The organism is Sulfitobacter litoralis (genome assembly GCF_900103185.1).
Taxonomy (GTDB): Bacteria; Pseudomonadota; Alphaproteobacteria; order Rhodobacterales; family Rhodobacteraceae; genus Sulfitobacter; species Sulfitobacter litoralis.
Map to the genome: position 1 here is coordinate 154,659 of NZ_FNJD01000002.1, position 19,786 is coordinate 174,444.

At 56.6% G+C, this 19,786-nt stretch carries 18 protein-coding genes, 1 tRNA gene and 1 pseudogene; 10 read left to right on the forward strand and 10 right to left on the reverse strand.

Annotated elements, in window-relative coordinates:
- The 7 genes and pseudogenes from BLQ98_RS02675 to rpmH form a co-directional block, all read right to left on the reverse strand.
- Positions 1 to 742, reverse strand: a pseudogene (locus BLQ98_RS02675) (MOSC domain-containing protein).
- Positions 742 to 2,550, reverse strand: coding sequence for a membrane protein insertase YidC (gene yidC, locus BLQ98_RS02680; RefSeq protein WP_093731801.1), 1,809 nt, complete (start codon positions 2,548 to 2,550; stop codon positions 742 to 744). Before yidC ends, BLQ98_RS02675 begins: the two are co-directional and overlap by 1 nt.
- Before the next feature lie 114 nt (positions 2,551 to 2,664).
- The gene (locus tag BLQ98_RS02685) at positions 2,665 to 3,717 is read right to left on the reverse strand and encodes an EAL domain-containing protein (protein ID WP_167354499.1); all 1,053 of its coding nucleotides are present in this window, start codon (positions 3,715 to 3,717) and stop codon (positions 2,665 to 2,667) included.
- 117 nt (positions 3,718 to 3,834) lie between these two features.
- Positions 3,835 to 4,662: a tRNA 2-thiocytidine(32) synthetase TtcA gene (gene ttcA, locus BLQ98_RS02690; RefSeq protein WP_093731803.1), complete on the reverse strand. Its 828-nt coding sequence runs from the start codon at positions 4,660 to 4,662 to the stop codon at positions 3,835 to 3,837.
- Between the two features lie 111 nt (positions 4,663 to 4,773).
- On the reverse strand, positions 4,774 to 4,986 hold the full coding sequence (gene yidD / locus BLQ98_RS02695; RefSeq protein WP_272903335.1) for a membrane protein insertion efficiency factor YidD: 213 nt from the start codon (positions 4,984 to 4,986) through the stop codon (positions 4,774 to 4,776).
- A gap of 5 nt (positions 4,987 to 4,991) precedes the next feature.
- Complete coding sequence (gene rnpA, locus BLQ98_RS02700) at positions 4,992 to 5,402, reverse strand: ribonuclease P protein component (RefSeq protein WP_093731805.1); 411 nt, start codon at positions 5,400 to 5,402, stop codon at positions 4,992 to 4,994.
- 46 nt (positions 5,403 to 5,448) lie between these two features.
- Positions 5,449 to 5,583, reverse strand: coding sequence for a 50S ribosomal protein L34 (gene rpmH / locus BLQ98_RS02705; RefSeq protein ID WP_093731806.1), 135 nt, complete (start codon positions 5,581 to 5,583; stop codon positions 5,449 to 5,451).
- Positions 5,584 to 5,881: 298 nt separating this feature from the next.
- Between rpmH and BLQ98_RS02710 the strand changes: the two genes are divergently transcribed.
- From BLQ98_RS02710 to BLQ98_RS02725, 4 genes are all read left to right on the forward strand, one after another.
- Positions 5,882 to 6,616 carry a TVP38/TMEM64 family protein gene (locus BLQ98_RS02710; RefSeq protein ID WP_093731807.1) on the forward strand — a complete coding sequence of 245 codons (735 nt, stop codon included), beginning with the start codon at positions 5,882 to 5,884 and terminating at the stop codon, positions 6,614 to 6,616.
- Entirely contained in the window at positions 6,613 to 8,031 is a 1,419-nt protein-coding gene (locus BLQ98_RS02715; protein ID WP_093731808.1) for a dihydrolipoyl dehydrogenase family protein, read from the forward strand. The genes BLQ98_RS02710 and BLQ98_RS02715 overlap by 4 nt, the downstream gene beginning before the upstream one ends.
- Positions 8,032 to 8,042: 11 nt before the next feature.
- On the forward strand, positions 8,043 to 9,437 hold the full coding sequence (locus BLQ98_RS02720; protein ID WP_093731809.1) for a sensor histidine kinase: 1,395 nt from the start codon (positions 8,043 to 8,045) through the stop codon (positions 9,435 to 9,437).
- Positions 9,438 to 9,505: 68 nt separating this feature from the next.
- Positions 9,506 to 9,582: transfer RNA gene (locus BLQ98_RS02725), tRNA-Arg, on the forward strand.
- Between the two features lie 204 nt (positions 9,583 to 9,786).
- Here the strand turns inward: BLQ98_RS02725 and BLQ98_RS02730 are convergent.
- The 3 genes from BLQ98_RS02730 to BLQ98_RS02740 form a co-directional block, all read right to left on the reverse strand.
- A complete protein-coding gene (locus tag BLQ98_RS02730) occupies positions 9,787 to 11,034 on the reverse strand; it encodes a saccharopine dehydrogenase family protein (RefSeq protein ID WP_093731810.1) in 1,248 nt (415 codons plus the stop codon).
- Between the two features lie 30 nt (positions 11,035 to 11,064).
- Positions 11,065 to 12,159 carry a carboxynorspermidine decarboxylase gene (gene nspC / locus BLQ98_RS02735; protein WP_093731811.1) on the reverse strand — a complete coding sequence of 365 codons (1,095 nt, stop codon included), beginning with the start codon at positions 12,157 to 12,159 and terminating at the stop codon, positions 11,065 to 11,067.
- 131 nt (positions 12,160 to 12,290) lie between these two features.
- Complete coding sequence (locus tag BLQ98_RS02740; protein ID WP_093731812.1) at positions 12,291 to 13,151, reverse strand: MurR/RpiR family transcriptional regulator; 861 nt, start codon at positions 13,149 to 13,151, stop codon at positions 12,291 to 12,293.
- 114 nt (positions 13,152 to 13,265) lie between these two features.
- On the opposite strand from BLQ98_RS02740, the gene BLQ98_RS02745 reads away from it, so the two are divergent.
- From BLQ98_RS02745 to BLQ98_RS02770, 6 genes are all read left to right on the forward strand, one after another.
- The gene (locus BLQ98_RS02745; RefSeq protein WP_093731813.1) at positions 13,266 to 14,033 is read left to right on the forward strand and encodes an N-formylglutamate amidohydrolase; all 768 of its coding nucleotides are present in this window, start codon (positions 13,266 to 13,268) and stop codon (positions 14,031 to 14,033) included.
- Complete coding sequence (locus tag BLQ98_RS02750; RefSeq protein WP_093731814.1) at positions 14,030 to 14,551, forward strand: TRAP transporter small permease subunit; 522 nt, start codon at positions 14,030 to 14,032, stop codon at positions 14,549 to 14,551. Before BLQ98_RS02745 ends, BLQ98_RS02750 begins: the two co-directional genes overlap by 4 nt.
- Entirely contained in the window at positions 14,541 to 15,866 is a 1,326-nt protein-coding gene (locus BLQ98_RS02755; protein ID WP_093731815.1) for a TRAP transporter large permease, read from the forward strand. Before BLQ98_RS02750 ends, BLQ98_RS02755 begins: the two co-directional genes overlap by 11 nt.
- A gap of 67 nt (positions 15,867 to 15,933) precedes the next feature.
- Complete coding sequence (locus BLQ98_RS02760) at positions 15,934 to 16,971, forward strand: TRAP transporter substrate-binding protein (protein ID WP_093731816.1); 1,038 nt, start codon at positions 15,934 to 15,936, stop codon at positions 16,969 to 16,971.
- Between the two features lie 73 nt (positions 16,972 to 17,044).
- Positions 17,045 to 18,406 (forward strand): glutamine synthetase family protein, encoded by a 1,362-nt coding sequence (locus BLQ98_RS02765; RefSeq protein WP_093731817.1) that lies wholly within the window; start codon positions 17,045 to 17,047, stop codon positions 18,404 to 18,406.
- A 3-nt stretch (positions 18,407 to 18,409) separates the two neighbouring features.
- A complete protein-coding gene (locus BLQ98_RS02770; protein WP_093731818.1) occupies positions 18,410 to 19,786 on the forward strand; it encodes an aldehyde dehydrogenase family protein in 1,377 nt (458 codons plus the stop codon).

A 19,786-nucleotide genomic window follows, 5' to 3' on the forward strand; every position in this document is an offset into this window, starting at 1 on the left:
TTAAAGTACCTTTACCTGGTCACCGATAAAGACGGGACCCGTTTCAATAACCTCGGCATATACGCCGAAATCCTGGTGACCCCAACCCTTCAATATGCGTAACATTTCGATATCGCGTTCGCCAGTTTTTGGGTTCGCGGTTGTCGCCCGACATCTTTCCGTGCGTTCACGGATACGTAGTACCACGCTGCCGATCGCGACCTCTTTACCGACCCAATCTAGTTCGTCCCACGGGCTTCCCGTGTCAAACCAGACGTTGCCGCGCCAGCGATGGGGGCGAAACCGGTGTTCCTGCCGCATCCGACACGGCACGCAAGGACGCGTAATTACATAGGCTTACAGACGGGTATGGGGTGTCGGTAAACCCGCGCCCATCCAACCTGAAAATTGCACTTGGTTGTGCTCTGTTTTCGGGGACAAGGGGTGCGACCCATTCCAGAAATCTGCTGGTTTCACGATCGGGATGGAAGGTAAGTGAGGGGCGGTCTGGGTGGTGCAACGTAAGCAGTTCGTGCGCGCTGTCAAAGGCGGCTGTTATGGCCATTAGCGCTGGCGCTTTGGATCCGGTGCTAAAATTGGCGCAATGCGCCCACTCGGTTCCGTCGGTGCGTGCGGCGTCGTGCACGACGGCCCAGGTCCGGTCCCATGGCATAGACTGCCCTGCGGTGAGCGTAGTGTGGGCCAGCTCCTCGCGACCATGGCTCTTGAGCGGGTAGCGATAAAGCTGGGCAACCGTCGTCATTATTTCGGGTCGCCTTTACGTCCGAGCTTTATGCTCCCTTTAATATTGCCAAGAATATCGGGCTTATACCCTTGGCTTCGCATGATCAGATATTGTTGCGTAAAGGTGATCGTGTTGTTTGCTATCCAGTAAACAACAAGACCGGACGCAAACCCGCCGAGCATGAACATAAACACCCAAGGCATCCATGCGAAGATCATCTGCTGAGTTGGGTCGGTGGGGGCCGGGTTAAGTTTTTGCTGCAAGAACATGGAAACACCGAGCAACAGCGGAAGGATACCGATAAAGACAAGTGCAAGGACTGTCCCAGCTTCGGGAGCGCCCCATGGCAAAAGGCCGTACAGGTTGTAGATCGAGGTGGGGTCTGGTGCACTTAGATCCTGAAACGGACCGAAGAAGGGCGCGTGGCGCAGCTCGAGCGTCACAAAGATCACTTTATAGAGAGAGAAGAAAATCGGAATCTGCATTAAGATCGGGAGACACCCTGCGGCGGGGTTTACCTTCTCCCTCTTATAAAGCTCCATCATGCCCTGTTGAAGCTTCTGGCGATCGTCCCCAGCATCCTTCTTTAGCTTCTCCATCTGCGGCTGAAGTTCTTTCATCTTCGCCATCGACACATATGACTTATACGCCAGCGGGAAGAGCAGGGCCTTGATCAAAAGCGTCAGCCCGATGATCGCAACTCCCATATTTCCGATCAGCAGGTTAAGGTGGTGCAGAACCCAGAAGATCGGTTTCGTCAGGAAAAAGAACCAGCCCCAATCGATAGAGTCGATGAATTTATACACACCCTGAGCTTCATACGCGCGCAGGATCTCCCATTCTTTGGCACCAGCGAAAAGCTGCGTTGAGACAGTGGCAGCTTGGCCGCTGGCGACAACTTGTGTCGGCATCACTGCTTCGGTCTGGAAAATTTCTGTACGAGGCAGGTACTTGACCGTCAAGCGGGTTGGCTGGGCTGGATCAGGGATAAGATTGGTCATGAAATAGTGACCGGTAAAGCCGATCCAGCCATTGGTAACACCGTCAATGCGTTTGGAGGGCACGCCATTTACAACATCTAGATCGGGGATATCGTCCCAAGCGGTCTCAAGCAGTTCACCATTATTCATGGTGACTAAACCTTCGTGCAGAATGAAGAAGTTCTGAGCGTCGCTTGGGATACCATGACGTGCGATAAGGCCGTAAGGTGCAAGTGAAACCGAGTTTTCAGCCGAGTTTGTAATGGTTTGGTCGATCTTGAACATATAGTTCTCATCGATCGAAATTGTGCGCGAAAAGACCTGGCCGGCCTCATTATCCCAAGTTAGCGTGACAGGCGCGTCAACCGACAGCGTTTCACCATCGCTGAGCGACCAAAGAGTGCTCGGGCCGGGGACTTGATCGGGTGAGATGCCCGCGCCGGGTGCCCAGCCATAAAGCGCGTAATAAGCGTCGGTAGAGCCTGCGGGAGATAGCAATCTTACAGTCGGGGCGTCTTCCTCGATCGTTGTGTTATAGTCTTTTAGGTACAGATCATCCACTCGGCCACCAAGCAACGATATAGAGCCAGCGATACGGGCAGTCTCGACAGCAATACGCGGCGCTGTATCTAGGGCCTCTGTAGAAGACGCGCTGTCTTCGGCTGGTATGCTCGCCGACCCAGCGTTCGCTGGAACAACAGCCTCTGACGCGTTTGCATCAGTGGTTTGCAGCGGAGGCTCAGAGAGGGTTTCGGTTTCCTGAGGTGGGAACAAAACGAACCACCCTAGGATGACTATGAAACTGAGAACCGTCGCAAAAATGAGATTCTTGTTTTGATCGTCCATTTGACCGTCACCTGATGCCTGTAATATCAGCGTGGGTTCAACAGAGTAAGGTGCCAAAGGTCAAGTAAATTCGGCCCTTGCATCCGAGCGCTTCCCGTAAAGTGGATCTTATTGTCAGGCAATGTCACCGAAGGCCCGTGGCAAATAATCGAGTTTTTTGATGTGCGTATGCATCCAGCCGACGACCTGTTCCGGGGGCATAGGTTGCGCGATTCCGGGACCTTGAACGTTGTCGCAACCAAGTTGGGACAATAGTTCATGTTCTCCTGAGGTCTGCACACCGCAAGCAAGAGTTTCGGTGCCCAGATCTTGTGCCATTGCGAGGACAGTGGACAAAATGAGACGACGGTTGATGCTTAAGTTCGCTCCGGTCGTTAGCGATGGATCAATTGCTACGACGTTTATATCATATTTCTGAACGATCTCTACACAACGAGGGCCGCTGCCGAATCCATTTAGTCCGGTTTGGCTGCCCAGCTCATGAAGCTTCCGAAGAAGCATGATCACCGGTGGCCCGGGTTGGCGCTGACAAAGATAGGATGGGAGCGCGATGCGCAAAAAGCGGGGAGGGAGATCGAGCCGCTCAAGTTCCCATTCTACCTTCTGTAATAGTAGTGGATCATCCATCTGTGAAGGCGCGAGGTTGTAGATTATCTGAACTGAAGAACGACAGGTGCGCGGCAGCTTCTTTGCTTCCAAAAGAATTGTTGAGAGAGGGAAAAGTGGCTCGCTATCCGTCTCACTTGGTGCTCCCATCGACGTGCCATTTTGTTGATGAGGTATGATCGACTCGACACATGAAGCGCGTATTGCGCAAAAACCACTTACCTCACCCGAGTGCGTCGAAATTTGTGGTTGGAATAGCACTGGATCATGCTGGTGCCGGGCCGGACGTGAACGTGATATGCTATTGATCACAGGCGCTGCAACGGGCCTCACTGCATCTTGCCGCGAGGCATAGGTTGATTGAGCGACAGCGCGGGACCGTCCTAAGAATAGATATATTAGCGGGAGCAAGACCGCGCCCACGAAGGCGAACCCCTGCCATCCGAACCACAGGAATGCCAATGCCAAGGCAATCCCGATTGTGAAGCCTGCGGGCGCGAAAACGCGTTTCCCTTTGTGCAGAAAAGATTTGGCGAACTCATTGATATCGTCTTGTTTCAAAGCAGCCCCCGACTGACATATTACCGGTTTAGGCAATAGGGGGCATGTCTGATGAAAAGGTTAATGTTCGCCTTTTGGTCTGTATAATTTGCTTCAAATTCCGAAGAGTTTCGGGGTTTACTTCGCCCGTTCGAGGCCCGCAAAATCAAACAGCTCCGGATCCAAAAGATGCGAGGGGCGCGCATTCATAAGTGCGCGAAACATCACCTGACGGCGCCCGGGACTGTTTGCTTCCCAGCCGTCTAAAATCGCTTTCACCTGCTGGCGTTGTAACCCGTCTTGCGAGCCACATAGATCACACGGAATGATTGGATAATTCATGGCAGTTGAAAATTTTTCGCAATCGGCTTCCGCGACAAGAGCCAGCGGACGGTATAGGAACAGGTCGCCTTCTTCATTCAGAAGCTTCGCTGGCATGGTCGCCAAGCGCCCGCCATGAAACAAATTCATAAAGAAAGTTTCTAGGATGTCATCCCGGTGATGGCCAAGAACCACGGCGGTGCAGCCTTCCTCACGTGCGATTCGATAAAGATGCCCACGGCGGAGCCTGCTGCACAACGCACAGAATGTGCGACCTGCGGGGATCTTGTCTGTAACGATTGAGTAGGTGTCTTGATATGCAATACGGTGCTTTACCCCCATTTTGTCGAGGAAAGCAGGCAGGACTGTTGCCGGAAAATTGGGCTGACCCTGGTCAAGGTTGCACGCGATAAGCTCTACCGGGAGGAGCCCACGCCATTGTAGCTCGTGTAGAATGGCCAGAAGAGTATAACTATCTTTCCCGCCAGACATGCAAACCAGCCATTTACCACCGGGTTCGACCATCCCGTATTGCTCAATCGCCTCGCGGGTTAGCCGCACGAGTCGTTTGCGCAGCTTCCGAAATTCGGTGCTTTGTGGTGCACCATGGAAAAGCGGGTGGATATCTTCGGGATGATCAAGCATGTGGGTGGCTTAGTGCAACTGTGTTGGCCGATCAAGCGTCGCTGCGTCGTTATCGATACTACGACGTCGTGCAGGCGAACTCTAGCGCCAGGCAATAGGACAGTCGCTAGTTTACTCAGGAACGTTGTCGATGCCGCTGCTCCCCCATGGGTGGCAGCGAGCGATGCGTTTCAGGGTAAGCCAACCCCCTTTAGTAGCACCGTGCTTGGAGAGGGCTTCTAGTGCGTAGGCGCTGCAAGTGGGGTGGTATCGACAGTTGTAGCCGACCCATGGGCTGAAAATTAGGCGGTACCCCCTGATAGGCAGTGCCAATAGACGTGCCATAGGGCTCACTTTTGAGGACCACTGCGCTGCTTGCCATGCAGAATACCCAAAGCTTTGACAAAATCCGATTGCAACGTATTGAAGGGGAGCGATGCAGTGGCACCACTGCGGCCCACGAGCACATAATCCATACCATCGCGTCCCTGATGTGGAAGCGTCAGGCGGGCAAGCTCGCGCAAGCGCCTTTTGGCGCGATTGCGGGCGACGGCGTTGCCGACTTTCTTGGAGCACGTAAAACCTACGCGTATTCCCTCCGCTTCACCGTCAGCACGTCTGCGCATCTGAAGGATAAAGCCGGGCATCGCTGCCCGAGGGGCACGCGAGGCCCGCTGGAAGTCGGGCCTATTTTTCAGCGTTTCCAAACGAAAAGAAACCGCCGGAAGCGTTTCCTCTGGTGTGGCGCATCTGCCATCCATAGGTGCCTCTGACGGTGTCATATCTTTTAAAAACCGAAGTCGCGTATTACGCGCTCAGTTCTTTCCGGCCTTGTGCACGGCGCGAGTTAATGATCTTGCGACCCGCTTTGGTTGCCATGCGTGCGCGGAAACCGTGGCGCCGTTTGCGCACAAGGTTTGAAGGTTGATAGGTGCGTTTCATCGCTCCGACTCCACTTTATACTTTAGCACGCCACCAGATTCGGCGCGTCACTGTCATTTCAAGCCCTGCTCCTAAAGCTGCAGCACGGGCAAGTCAAACCCTTGGAGCCGATATTTCGACCTTTGCAACAAATTAAGCCAGCTTATCTGCCCGATGTTACAGTTTTCTTGGGAATTGCCGTAACATGGTCCTAAAAGCCGCCTCCACATCAACCACACGTGAGGACCCTATCTGAATGGCAATATTTGACCCATCTAATAGGGAGCAGCTTATAGTGTTTTGAAAGTGACCCGACAATATGCCCGCACAAGCCTCTGAAAAACCTTTATGGTTTCGCTATTTACCCTTTGTGGGCATTCTGGTGGTCGCAGTGTTGGGGTTCTTTGCCCTGCGCGATTACCTCACTTTCGAGACATTGCGCGACAACCGCGAGGCGCTGATCGCATTCCGCGATTCGCACTATGGGCTTACGGTTCTCGTTTTTCTGGGCATTTATATTGCGATTGTCGGATTTTCTCTTCCGGGGGCTAGCATCGCAACGATCACCGGCGGTTTCCTATTTGGGACGGTGTTCGGGGTTCTGGTTAATGTGACCGGCGCGACGTTGGGGGCGGTTGTGATCTTTCTTGCCGCGCGCATGGGGCTGGGGGCCGCATTAAAAGCGCGAATGGACGCATCGGACGGGCTGGTGCGTAGGATCAAGGCAGGTATTGACGACAACCAATGGTCGATGCTGTTCTTCCTGAGGCTGGTCCCCGTGGTGCCGTTCTTCCTGGCGAACCTTATCCCTGCATTCCTTGGCGTGCCGATCCATCGCTTTGTAATTTCGACTTTGTTAGGTATTATCCCGGGCTCGCTGGTGTTCACCTCGATCGGGGCAGGGCTGGGGACGGTGTTTGCACAGGGTGCAACGCCAGACTTTGGCATTATCTTTGAACCGCATATTCTACTACCTATTCTGGGGCTCTGCGCTTTGTCGGTGCTGCCCGTCGTGTTGAAAGCTGTCACCGGCAAAAAGGAACTTTTGAAATGAATCGCATCAAAACCGACCTGTTGATCATTGGCGCAGGCTCTGGTGGACTGTCCGTCGCGGCGGGGGCCTCGCAAATGGGGGCTGACGTTGTCCTGCTCGAAGGGCATAAGATGGGCGGCGACTGTTTGAACTTTGGTTGCGTGCCGTCGAAGGCGTTGATCGCCACGGGCAAGGCCGCCTATGGCCAGCAGCATAGTGCGCAATTTGGCGTGACCAACGCGGGCGGCGAGGTCGATTATGCCGCGGCCAAGGACCATGTGGCAGATGTGATCGCGCAGATCGCGCCCGTCGACAGCCAAGAGCGGTTTGAAGGCTTTGGTGTCAAGGTCATCCGTGAATACGGGCGTTTCATTTCGGATGATGAAGTTCAGGCCGGCGATACGATCATCAAAGCGCGACGCATCGTCATTGCGACGGGGTCTTCACCCCTCGTGCCCCCAATTTCTGGCTTGGACAAAACGCCTTATGAGACAAACGAGACGCTGTTCAATTTGCGCGAAAAGCCCGATCATCTGCTGATCATCGGTGGCGGTCCCATCGGCATGGAGATGGCGCAGGCGCATATTCGCATGGGTGTTAAAGTCACCGTGATTGAGGGCGATAAAGCTCTGTCCAAGGATGATCCGGAACTCGCGGCGATCGTGTTGCAAACCCTTAAGGATGAGGGCGTAGAGATTGCCGAGGGCGCACAGGCCGCAGAAATCCGGGGCGACATCGGCGCGATTGAGGTCGAAGCCAAGGACGGGCGCGTTTTCAAAGGGTCGCATCTTTTGGTCGCTGTTGGCCGCAAAGCGAACATGGATCGGCTGGAGCTAGATAAAGCAGGCATCGAGCCAATCAAAAACGGGATCAAGGTAGACGATTCCCTGCGCACCACCAATCGCAAAGTCTATGCGATTGGTGACGTTGCCGGTGGGATGCAGTTTACGCATGTTGCTGGTTACCACGGGGGGGTCGTGATCCGATCGCTAATGTTCGCGCTGCCGGCCAAGGCGAAAACGGCGCATATCCCTTGGGCCACTTACACTGATCCTGAATTGTCACAGGTCGGCCTGAGCGAGGCGCAAGCTAAGGAAAAGCATGGCGACAAGCTTGAGGTTGTCCGGTTTCACTATAACCACAACGACCGCGCCATTGCTGAACGCAAAACCAAGGGGCTGATTAAGGTCATGGTGGTCAAGGGGCGTCCCGTCGGCGCAAGCATTGTTGGCTACCAAGCAGGGGAGTTGATCAACCTATGGGCTTTGGCGCTGGCAAATAACATGAAAATGAGCCAGATTGCCTCTATGGTTGCACCTTACCCTACCATCGGCGAAATCAACAAACGTGCGGCAGGGGCATATTTCAGCCCGCGGCTGTTCGAAAGTGATTTGGTCAAGACTGTCGTTCGGTTGGTGCAGCGGTTCATCCCATAAAGCGCGCATTAATGCTTAAATCTCTCTCTGGCCGGCTTCTTATTCTGACCACCATCTTTGTGATGCTGGCTGAAGTGTTGATCTTTGTGCCTTCTATCGCGCGGTTTCGCGAAGAATACATGATGAACCGGTTGGAGCGGGCGCAGATCGCATCGCTCACCGTGCTGGCGAGCGATATGATCGACCCCGAGCTTGAGGCAGAATTGCTGCGTACTGCGCAGGTTTTCAATGTGGTGCTGAGGCGGGACCGGATTCGCCAATTGGCGCTGTCATCCCCGATGTCGCAGACGATTAAAGAGACTTACGATCTGCGCGACGCCTCTGCCTGGGTGCTGATTCGCGACGCTTTTCGCCAGTTGGCGGAAACAGAGCCGGGGGTGATCCGGGTGATCGGTGCCCCTGTGCAAGATGCAGGCTTGCTTATCGAAATCACGATGGAGGCAGCGTCTCTGCGTACTGCCATGATCGACTATGGCATCCGGATCCTCGTTCTGTCGGCAGCGATCTCTATGATGACAGCCTTCTTGCTGTTCCTGACGATGCGGGCCTTCCTTCTTAAGCCGATCAAGGGCGTGGTGGGGCACATGCAGAATTACGCGCTCGCCCCCGAAGACGCGCGGCGGATCATTTCACCCTCTGCCGGCGTCACAGAGGTCCGCGAGGCCGAGGAAGCGTTGATGAAGCTGGAAACCGAGCTGACCCAAGCCCTGCGGCAAAAGGAACGTTTGGCTCAGCTGGGCCAGGCGGTCAGCAAGATCAGCCATGATTTACGCAATATTCTCACATCAGCACAGCTGTTTACGGATCGCATCGAAATGTCCGAGGATCCGACGGTCAAACGTATGGCTCCCAAGCTGGTAAGCTCCATCACCCGCGCCGTGCATCTATGCGAATCCACCTTGGCATTCGGGCGCGCTGAAGAACCAAGCCCGACGCTGACAGTGACGCCGCTCCTGCGTATTGTAGATGATGTCGTTGATAGCGAACGGTTGGCTGTTAACGGGGCGGATCTGACATTCACCTGTGACGTGCCGCCTGATCTGCATGTGCGCGCCGACCCAGAACATTTGTTCAGGGTTCTTGCGAACCTCGTGCGCAATGCACGTCAGGCAATAATCGGCACCGGGCAGCAGGGCGAAATTCTGATCACCGCAAGGGACGAAGCGAGCGATTGGATCATCCGCATCAGTGACAACGGCCCGGGATTGCCTCTTAAAGCGCGTGAACATCTTTTTACAGCATTCAAAGGCGGTGCACGCAAAGGCGGATCGGGTTTGGGGCTCGCCATCGCGGCAGAGCTGGTGCGCGGTCACGGCGGCACGTTGGAGCTGTCAGAGACGGGCGGCTCGGGCACCGTGTTTACCCTGACATTACCCAAGGGCGATGGCTCTATCAAATTTGTTTAAAGAAAATTCGCGTTCGGCAAAAGAAGGGGTTGCAAACCCCCGCGCCCAGAACTAAACCCCGCCTTAACGGACCGATAGCTCAGCTGGATAGAGTACCTGACTACGAATCAGGGGGTCGGGGGTTCGAATCCTCCTCGGTCCGCCACTTTCAAACATCGTTAGATTTTGAAATTGGCGGCATGCTAGTCCTCATTTTAAAATCAAATTGATCACCCTGCACGCATGATCGCGCGCTGGGCTGTTTGTGTTTAATTGTCTGATTTTATAGGGAGTTGCCCTTTGGGGCGAGGTAACCCGCGCGGGTGCAAGGGCGCGCGGGTTGTGGGCGTGGGTGCCTAAAGCGACAGACTTAGGCGATAGCCTCGTCCCAGCCAGTGTCCTGATCCGCCAGTTTGACACGGGTCGGCAGGCCGATGGTGTCGAGCAGGGCAAAGAGCGGCTTTGGGTCCAGCTCTTCGACGTTAAGCATCGTGCCGGTATCATAGGTGCCATCTACAATCAGCATAGCCATCGCCACGGGGGGCACGCCAGCGGTATAGGAAATGCCTTGGCTGCCGACCTCGTTATACGCGTCTTTGTGATCGGCGACGTTGTAGACAAACACCTCTACGTCCTTGCCGTCCTTGGTGCCTTTGACCAGATCGCCAATGCAGGTCTTGCCAGTATAGTTCGGCGCAAGGGTAGACGGGTCGGGCAGCACGGCTTTGACCACCTTCAGCGGCACGACCTCAAGCCCTTCGGCGGTGACCACGGGCTGTTCGGACAATAGGCCAAGGTTTTGCAGCACGGTGAAAACATTGATGTAGTGATCGCCAAAGCCCATCCAGAAGCGCACATCGGCCTGCGGGTAATTCGCTGCAAGCGAGTGCACCTCGTCATGGCCTGACATATAGGCCTTTTGCTTGCCAACGACGGGCAGATCCCATTCGCGGCCGACCTCGAACATCTTGTTCTCTTGCCACGCGCCTTCCTGCCAGCTGTAGACCGTGCCGGTGAATTCTCGGAAGTTGATCTCTGGGTCGAAGTTGGTCGAGAAATACTTGCCGTGGCTGCCCGCGTTGATGTCGACGATGTCGATGGATGTCACATCGTCCATGAATTCGTCCACGGCGAAACGGGCGAAGGCGTTAACCATACCGGGATCAAAGCCCGCGCCCAGAATTGCGGTTGTGTTCGCCTTGGCGCAATCCTCGCGGCGTTTCCATTCATAGTTGCCGTACCAAGGCGGCGTTTCGCATATTTTGGTCGGATCTTCGTGAATGGCCGTGTCGATATAGGCGACGCCGGTGCGAATGCAGGCTTCAAGCACGGTCATGTTCACGAAAGGGGAGCCGACGTTAATCACAATTTGCACGCCAAGGTCGTTAATCAGCGCCTCTACCGCGTCGCTGTCCATACCGTCGACCGCATGGGCATCAAAAACGCCGTCCTGTTTCATCGCGCCTTTGGCATGCACGCTTTCAATGATCGCCTCGCATTTTGAAACTGTGCGGCTGGCGATATGTAGATCGCCCAACACGTCATTATTTTGCGCGCATTTATGCGCGACGACCTGCGCGACGCCACCGGCACCGATGATAAGAACATTGCGTTTCATGTATTCATTACACCTCTTGTAAGGAAAGGGTTAGGAGAGGGCGGACTTAAAATCCTCGTAGTCGAATGACCGGACCGATGTAATCGTTCCATCAAGTTCACGAATGGCGATGCCGGGCATCTTGACGCCGTTGAACCAGTTCTTCTTGACCATAGTATAGCCCGCAGCGTCCTGAAACGAAATGCGGTCACCGGGTTTTAGCGGCGCGTCGAACTTGAACTCGCCAAAGATGTCGCCCGCAAGGCAGGATTTACCGCAGATCATCCAGTCGTGGGCACCGGTGTTCGGGGCCACCTTGGCGGGCTCACGGTAAATCAGCAGATCCAACATGTGCGCCTCGATAGAGCTGTCGACGATGGCAAGGTTCTTGCCGTTATGCAGGGTATCAAGCACGGTCGTCTCTAACGTCGCAGCGCCGGTGATCGCGGCCTCTCCGGGTTCAAGGTAGACCTGAACGCCATAGGTGTCGGACAGGGTTTTCAGCCGCGCGGCCAGACGGTCCAACGGGTAGCCTTTGCCGGTGAAATGGATGCCGCCGCCAAGGCTGATCCAGTCCATCCGGTGGATCGTGTCGCCAAAGCGGTCTTCGATCAACGTCAGCATATCCGCGAACCGGTCGAAATCGTCATTCTCGCAATTGTTGTGAAACATCAGACCCGTAATGCGGTCGGCCACGGCGGCGATCTGCGCCGGATCATGTTCGCCCAAACGGCTGAAGGGGCGGGCGGGATCGGCCAGATCGAATTCCGATGTCGACACACCGGGGTTCACCCGCAGCCCGCGCGTATGCCCTGCCGATGCCGCATCGAAACGGTCCAGCTGGCCGATGGAGTTGAAGATGATCTTGTCGCTATTGGCCAGCACCTCGGCGATCTCGTCATCATCGTAGGCCACTGAATAGGCGTGGGTTTCGCCGCCGAATTTCTCGTAACCCAGCTTGACCTCATACAGCGAGGAGGACGTGGACCCATCCATATATTGCGCCATGAAATCAAAGACTGACCATGTGGCAAAACATTTCAACGCCAGCAAGGATTTCGCGCCCGACGCCTCGCGCAGCCAGGCGATCTTTTCCATGTTGGTCTGGAGGCGGGATTTGTCGATCAGATAATATGGGGTCTTCATGGCAGATCCTTTACAAAACGACGCAGACGCGGTGCGCGTTCCGATTAGGGGATGTTGCCGTTCAACGCAAACTCTGATGCGTCGCGCGACTATCACGAAAGGACCGTGATCGGCCCTCCTTCAGCGCCAGATCAATTGCTGCGGAAGATACGGGATTCGCCGATCATCTGTTCAAGCGCTGCGATCCTCTCGGCGCTTTGGTCAGAGCTGCGCGATTGCACATCGGCGACCAGCGCTTCGATCAGAAAGTTGATCGCCAGCGTTGAATCCCAGCTCGACGGGACCTCTACCATGGCGCGGAAACAGTGGCGGGCGTGTTTTTCGATGGGCGATCCCCATGCGTCGGTGAACAGCACGATGGTCGCCCCCTGCTTCACCGCGAGATCCGCCAGCTTTTCGAGCTCTTTCTCGTAGCGGCGGATGTCGAACACGATCAACACCGCGCCTGCGTCCATATCGAGCAAGGATTGCGGCCATGCACTGGGGGAGGAATCAAGCAGCGTAACCTGCGGTCGGATGATCTGTAGGTGATTGAAAAAATAATGCGCGTTGGACCGCGTGATGCGTCCACCCAACAGAAAAAGCCGGTGCGAAGGATCAGAGAGCAGCGCCGCAACATCGTCAAACTCGGCCAGATCGAGCCGTTCCAGCGTGCGGTTCACATTGCCCGACACAGCCTGAATAAAGCGTGACACCATGTGATCGCTGCTGTCGCTGGGGGTCTCGAGCTTGGCCAGTGGTTTTTTCATCCGTGCGCCGATTTCACCGCGGATGGCGTCTTGCATATCAGAGTACCCGTCGAACCCAAGCTTGCGTGCAAGCCTCACGATTGTGGGCGATGATACCTCGGCCAACTCAGCGAGACGGTTGATAGATTGCAGCCCCGTAAGCAGCTGGTCGTCCAGCAAAACAGCCGACAGTTTTCGTTCTGCCGCCGTCAGCTCGGCCTGCTTTTCTTTCAGCAGGTCGCGGACCAGTACTTTTTTATGCAAGTCATGTTCCTTTCGGTACAGCGCGTGGTGGTGTGAAGCAAAGATTACAGAAAAAATCTTGACAGGCTAGAAAATTCTGTAGTGATTGTGAGGCAACAAATTGACAGGGTCACCGTGACTGACACCGATTGGAATGCCGTAAACATCATAAACCCGCAGGGGCAGGGGGGCTGGTTGCTGGTGTGTGAACACGCCTCGCGCCGGATTCCTGATGCGCTAGGCGGGTTGGGGCTGTCATCTGCGGCGGGCGGGTCGCATGCGGCTTGGGACATCGGCGCGCTGGATGTGGCGCACGCGCTGTCAGATGCGCTGGACGCGCCTTTGGTTGCGGGCGATATTTCGCGGCTGGTCTATGATTGCAACCGCCCGATAACAGCCCCCGACTGCGTTCCGGCGCGCAGCGAAGTCTATGATATTCCCGGCAATGCGGGGCTGGATGATGCCCGCCGGCAGCAGCGGTATGACCAAGTACATACGCCGTTCCATGATGCGGTCACCAAAGTGCGCACCAGCTGGAAACCGACCCAAGCAGCACCGGTGTTGGTCACGATCCACAGCTTTACGCCTGTCTATAACGGGGCGACCCGCGCGGTCGAGCTGGGCTTTCTCTACCACGCTCAGCCCGCCGCGGCGCAGGCGTTGCTGGCGGTCGAACAGGCACGCGGGCGCTATGCCTCGGCGCTGAACGAACCCTATGCAGCGACAGACGGCGTGACCTATACGCTTGAAAAACATGGCGAGGCGCAGGCGCTGCCCGCCGTGATGATCGAGATACGCAATGATCTGATCGACACACCCGAAAAAGCGCAGGCCATGGCAGGGCATCTGGCCGAGAGCCTGACCCGAGCCTTTCCCGCCCCCAACAGCGAGGCCGCCAGATGAAGGCGATGCGCAGATACATTCGGGTGGTGGATGGCTTCAACTATGGCCTAGGCCGGATCATGATGTACGGGATTTTCGTCCTGATGGGGATCCTGTTGTGGTCGTCGTATAACAAAACCTTTGCATCGCCACAACTTTGGACGCTGGAAATGGCACAGTTTGTGATGGTGGGGTATTACATCCTGGGCGGGCCGTATGCGCTGCAGATGGGCGCGAATGTGCGGATGGATCTATTTTATGCCGAGCTGACCCCGCGCAAAAAGGCGTGGACCGATTGCATCACTGTATTGTTCCTGCTGGTCTATCTGGTGATCCTGCTGTGGGGCGGTATCGAATCCACAATGTATTCCTTCAAATACGGCGGAGAGCGCAGCCCGACCGCGTGGCGCCCCTATATGTGGCCGGTCAAAGTGACCATGTGCATCGGCATCACCTTAATGCTGCTTCAAGCTGTCTCTGAGCTGTTCAAGGACATCCTTTTCCTTAAATCCGCAGAGGACACGCGCGATGCCCTATGAGTTGATCGCCATCCTGATGTTTTCGACCATGATGCTGATGCTGCTGACTGGGCAGCGGGTGTTCGGGGCGATCGGCTTTGTCGCGGTGATTGCGGCGCTGTTTCTTTGGGGGGATCGCGGCGGCTATGACATCGGCTTCTCTGCCGCGATTAAGCTGATGCGTTGGTATCCGCTGCTGACCCTGCCGATGTTCATCTTCATGGGTTACGTGCTGTCGGAAAGTAAAATTGCCGACGATCTATATAAAATGTTTCACGTGTGGATGGGCGGTTTGCGCGGCGGGCTGGCCATCGGGACGATCGGGCTGATGGTGTTGATTTCCGCCATGAACGGCCTGTCGGTGGCGGGCATGGCGATCGGTGCAACAATTGCGCTGCCCGAGCTTTTGAAGCGAAACTATGACAAACTGATGGTGACCGGGGTCATTCAAGCAGGATCGAGCCTTGGCATCCTCGTGCCGCCTTCGGTCGTGCTGGTGCTCTATGCGATGATCGCGCGGCAACCTGTGGGGCAGCTGTGGCTGGCGGGCGCGATCCCGGGGCTGATGATGGCCACGATGTTCATCATCTATATCGCCATCCGCTGTCGCATGAATCCCGATCTGGGCCCGACCCTGTCCGCCGAAGAGCGCGATGTGGGCTGGCCTGAAAAGCTGCGTCTGTTACGTGCGGGCCTGCTGCCTGTGGTGATCTTTGCCGTGATGATGGTGCCGTTTGTGAACGGCTGGACCTCGCTTGTCGAAAGCTCTGCCATTGGGGCAATCGCCGCATTTGTAGCGGCTGTGCTGAAAGGGCGGATGACGCGCACCGTTTTTGAAAACTCTGTGCGCCAGACCCTTGCGATCACCTGTATGTTCATGTGGATCATCCTCGCCGCGCTGGCCTTTGGTGCGGTGTTCGACGGGCTTGGGGCGGTCAAGGCGATTGAAAACCTGTTTACCGAACAATGGGGCCTGAACCCTTGGGTGATCCTGATCCTGATGCAGCTGTCGTTTCTGATCATGGGGACGTTTCTGGACGACACGGCGATGCTGGTCATCGTGGCCCCGCTCTATGTACCGCTGGTGGGCGCGCTCGGGTTCGATCTGGTGTGGTATGGTGTGCTTTATACGATCACCTGCCAGATCGCCTATATGACGCCGCCCTTCGGCTATAACCTGTTCTTGATGCGCGCCATGGCCCCGCCAGAGATCACGATTCGCGACATTTACCGGTCGATCATCCCCTTTGTTGGCGTGATGGTACTGGCGCTCGCGGTCGTCATGATCTTTCCGCAGATCGCGCTTTGGCTGCCGAACTATGTCTACGCGAAATAAGCATTACCAACCAAGTGGTCAGAGAAGCTGGCCCGTTTCAACCCAACCCCAACAAGGAGTATGAGACATGACAACGAGACGTAAGTTCCTGAAAGGTGCCGCCATTGCCGGCCCCGCGACCCTTGCCGCGCCGTCAATCCTGCACGCCCAAGAGCCGATACGCTGGCGTTTCCAGACCTATGCGGGGTCTGCGCTCGGGGAAGAGGTGACCAAACCCGCCATCGACGCGATCAACGCGGCGGCACAAGGCGAGCTTGAGATCGAATTGTTTTATGCGGACCAGATCGTCCCCACGGGCGAGCTTTTCCAAGCATTGCAGCGCGGCACCATCGATGGCGTGCACTCGGATGATGACTCCATGGCGTCGCCCACGCCTGTACGGTCCTTCGGCGGGTATTTCCCGCTGGCGACGAAACACGCGCTCGACGTGCCGGTGCTGTTCAATCAATACGGTCTGGCAGACATCTGGCGCGAGGAATACGCCAAGGTCGGCGTGCATTGGCTGTCTGCGGCGGGGCAAGACCCGTGTAACTTCAACACCGTCAAGCCGATCAAATCGCTGGCCGACATGGACGGGCTCAAGCTTTATACCTTCCCGACGGCGGGCCGCTTCCTGTCGCAATTCGGCGTCGTGCCGGTCAACATCCCCTACGAGGACGCCGAAGTCGCGGTGCAGACGGGCGAGCTGGACGGTATGGCGTGGTCGGGCATCACCGAAGACTACACCGTCGGCTGGGCCGATGTGACCAACTACTTCTGCACCAACAACATCTCGGGCGCATGGATCGGGTCGTTCTTTGTCAACGCCGAGAAGTGGGCAGAGCTGCCGGATCACCTCAAGCAGATCGTAAACTCCGCGATCGAGGCAAGCCACACCTACCGCAACCAGTGGTACTGGGGCGGCGAGGCGCGCCTGCGTGCATCGGGTGAGAAGCTGGAGCTGACATCCGTACCGCAGGACGAATGGAAAGTGGTCGAGGAAGCGGCCGTGAAATTCTGGGACGAGATGGCGGAAGAAGGCGAAACCGCCGCCAAGATCGTGCAGATTTTCCGCGACTATAACAACGTCATCTCGAAAGCGGGCCCGCCCTATACTTTCGGCTGATCCGACTTTGACATCATGACCATAGGGGCGGCGCATCTGTGCCGCCCCCTCACATCAAAAGGGACGTTTGCAGATGGGCAACCTTACTTTCGACACGCTCAAGGACCTGGCCGCCAAAGGCGAGGTGGACACGGTGCTGGTGGCACTGGTGGACATGCAGGGCCGCCTGATGGGCAAGCGTTTTCACGTTACGAATTTCATCGATCATTCTCACGCGGAAACCCATTGCTGCAATTATCTGCTGGCAACCGATCTGGTGATGTCCACGCCCGAGGGCTTTGCCTCGACCAGCTGGGAAACCGGATATGGCGACTATGTGCTGCGGCCCGATCTGTCTACCATGCGCCATGTGCCGTGGCTGGAAAAAACCGTGTTGGTGCTTGGCGATGTGCTGGATCACCACACCCACGAACCTGTCTCCCATTCGCCGCGCGCCATGCTGAAAAAGCAGATCGCCCGACTGGACGCGCTTGGCTTTGATGCGATGATGGCAACCGAGCTTGAGTTCTTTCTGTTCGAGGGCGACTACCGCACCTTGCAGAAAGAGAAATACGCCAACCTCGTGCCGCTGAACGGGCACAACGAGGACTACTGCCTGTTCCAAACCACCAAGGAGGAAAGCTTCCTCCAGCCGCTGCGCAACCATCTGGTAGGGGCGGGGATTCCGGTCGAATGCACAAAGGGCGAGGCCGAAGTCGGCCAGCAAGAGCTTAACATCCGCTATGCCGACGCGCTGGCTTGTGCCGATCACCACACAATTTCGAAACAAGCGGTGAAAGAGATCGCCTATCAGCAGGGGTTCTCTGCCTCCTTCCTGTCCAAGTGGTCGGCGGATAAGGTGGGGTCGTCCAGCCACGTGCATATGTCGCTGTGGAAAGACGGCACGCCCGCGTTCTATGACAAGGATGCAAAGCTGGGCATGTCGCAGATGATGCAGCATTTTATGGCGGGTCTGATCGCCTATGCCCCTGATATCACCTATTTCTTCGCGCCCTATATCAACAGCTACAAACGCTTTGCCAAAGGCACCTTTGCGCCCACGAAAACCGTCTGGTCTGTCGATAACCGCACCGCGGGCTTCCGGCTGTGTGGCGATGGCACCAAGGGGATTCGTGTTGAATGTCGCATCGGCGGGTCTGACCTGAACCCCTATCTGGCGCAGGCTGTGCTGCTTGCGGCAGGGCTGAAGGGGATCGAGGAAAAGCTGCCCCTGCAAGAGCCGACGTTGGGCGATGTCTACGAAGACGCCAACGTCACCGAAATCCCCCGCACCCTGCGTGCCGCGACCCAAACGCTGCGCAACTCTGCCATGTTGCGCGAGGCCCTTGGCGACGACGTGGTCGACCACTACACCCGCGCAGCCGAATGGGAGCAGGAGGAATACGACAAGGTCGTGACCGACTGGGAAATCAACCGCGGATTTGAGCGAGCATAAACCATGACAAACACTTTGAAATGTATCTCACCGATTGACGGATCGGTTTACCTTGAACGCCCTGTCCTGTCGCTGGAGGCGGCACGCGATGTCTGCGCCCGCGCCAAGGCAGCACAAGGCGCATGGGCCGCGCGCCCCTTGTCCGAACGTGTCCAACTGGTGCGCGACGCCATTGCCGAGGTGGGCAAAACCACCGATCGTATGGCGCAGGAACTGGCGCATCAGATGGGTCGACCCGTGCGCTATGGCGGCGAGTTTGGCGGCTTTGCCGAGCGCGGCAACTATATGGCCGACATTGCCGAAAAGGCGCTGGCCCCGACGATTGTTGAAGACAGCGACAAGGCCACCCGCAAGATCACCCGCGAAGCGCGCGGCGTAGTGCTGGTCGTGGCCCCGTGGAACTACCCTTATATGACGGCGATCAACACGGTCGCGCCAGCGCTGATCGCAGGTAATACCGTGGTGCTGAAACACGCCACCCAAACCCTGCAAGTGGGTGAACGTCTGGCCGAAGCTTTCCACGCCGCAGGTATCCCCGACGATGTCTTCCAGAACGTCTTTCTTGATCACGACACCACCTCGGCGCTGATCGCTGAACGGCAGTTCGGCTTCGTGAACTTCACCGGCTCGGTCGGGGGCGGCAAGGCGATGGAGGTGGCCGCCGCAGGCACCTTCACCCCCGTCGCGACGGAACTGGGGGGCAAAGACCCCGGCTATGTGCGCGCCGACGCGGATGTTGACGCCGCCGTTGACGGGCTAATGGATGGGGCGATGTTCAACGCGGGGCAATGCTGCTGCGGTATCGAACGGATTTATGTGCACGAAAGCCTGTATGATGCCTTTGTCGAAAAGGCCGTGGCTTGGGTCAATGCGCTCAAGCTTGGCAACCCGCTTGAGACGGATACCGATATCGGCCCCATGGCGAACGTCCGTTTTGCCAAAGAAGTCCGCGCCCAGATTTCCGAGGCTGTCGGGGCCGGTGCCACCGCATTGATTGAGACCTTTGAGGCGGATGACGGCGGGGCGTATCTTACGCCGCAGATCCTGACCAACGTCACCCATGACATGCGCGTGATGCGCGACGAAAGCTTTGGCCCTGTCGTTGGCATCATGCCCGTCAAGGACGACGCCGAAGCGATTGCGCTGATGAACGACTGCCAGTTCGGCCTGACCGCCGCGATCTTTACCAAGGATGCCGATGCTGCCGATGCCATCGGCGCGCAGCTGGAAACCGGCACTGTGTTCATGAACCGCTGCGATTACCTTGATCCGGCCCTGTGCTGGACCGGCTGCAAGGATACAGGGCAGGGCGCGGGCCTGTCCGAGCTTGGCTATCAGGCGCTCACGCGCCCCAAATCTTACCACCTGAAAAAGGCTTGA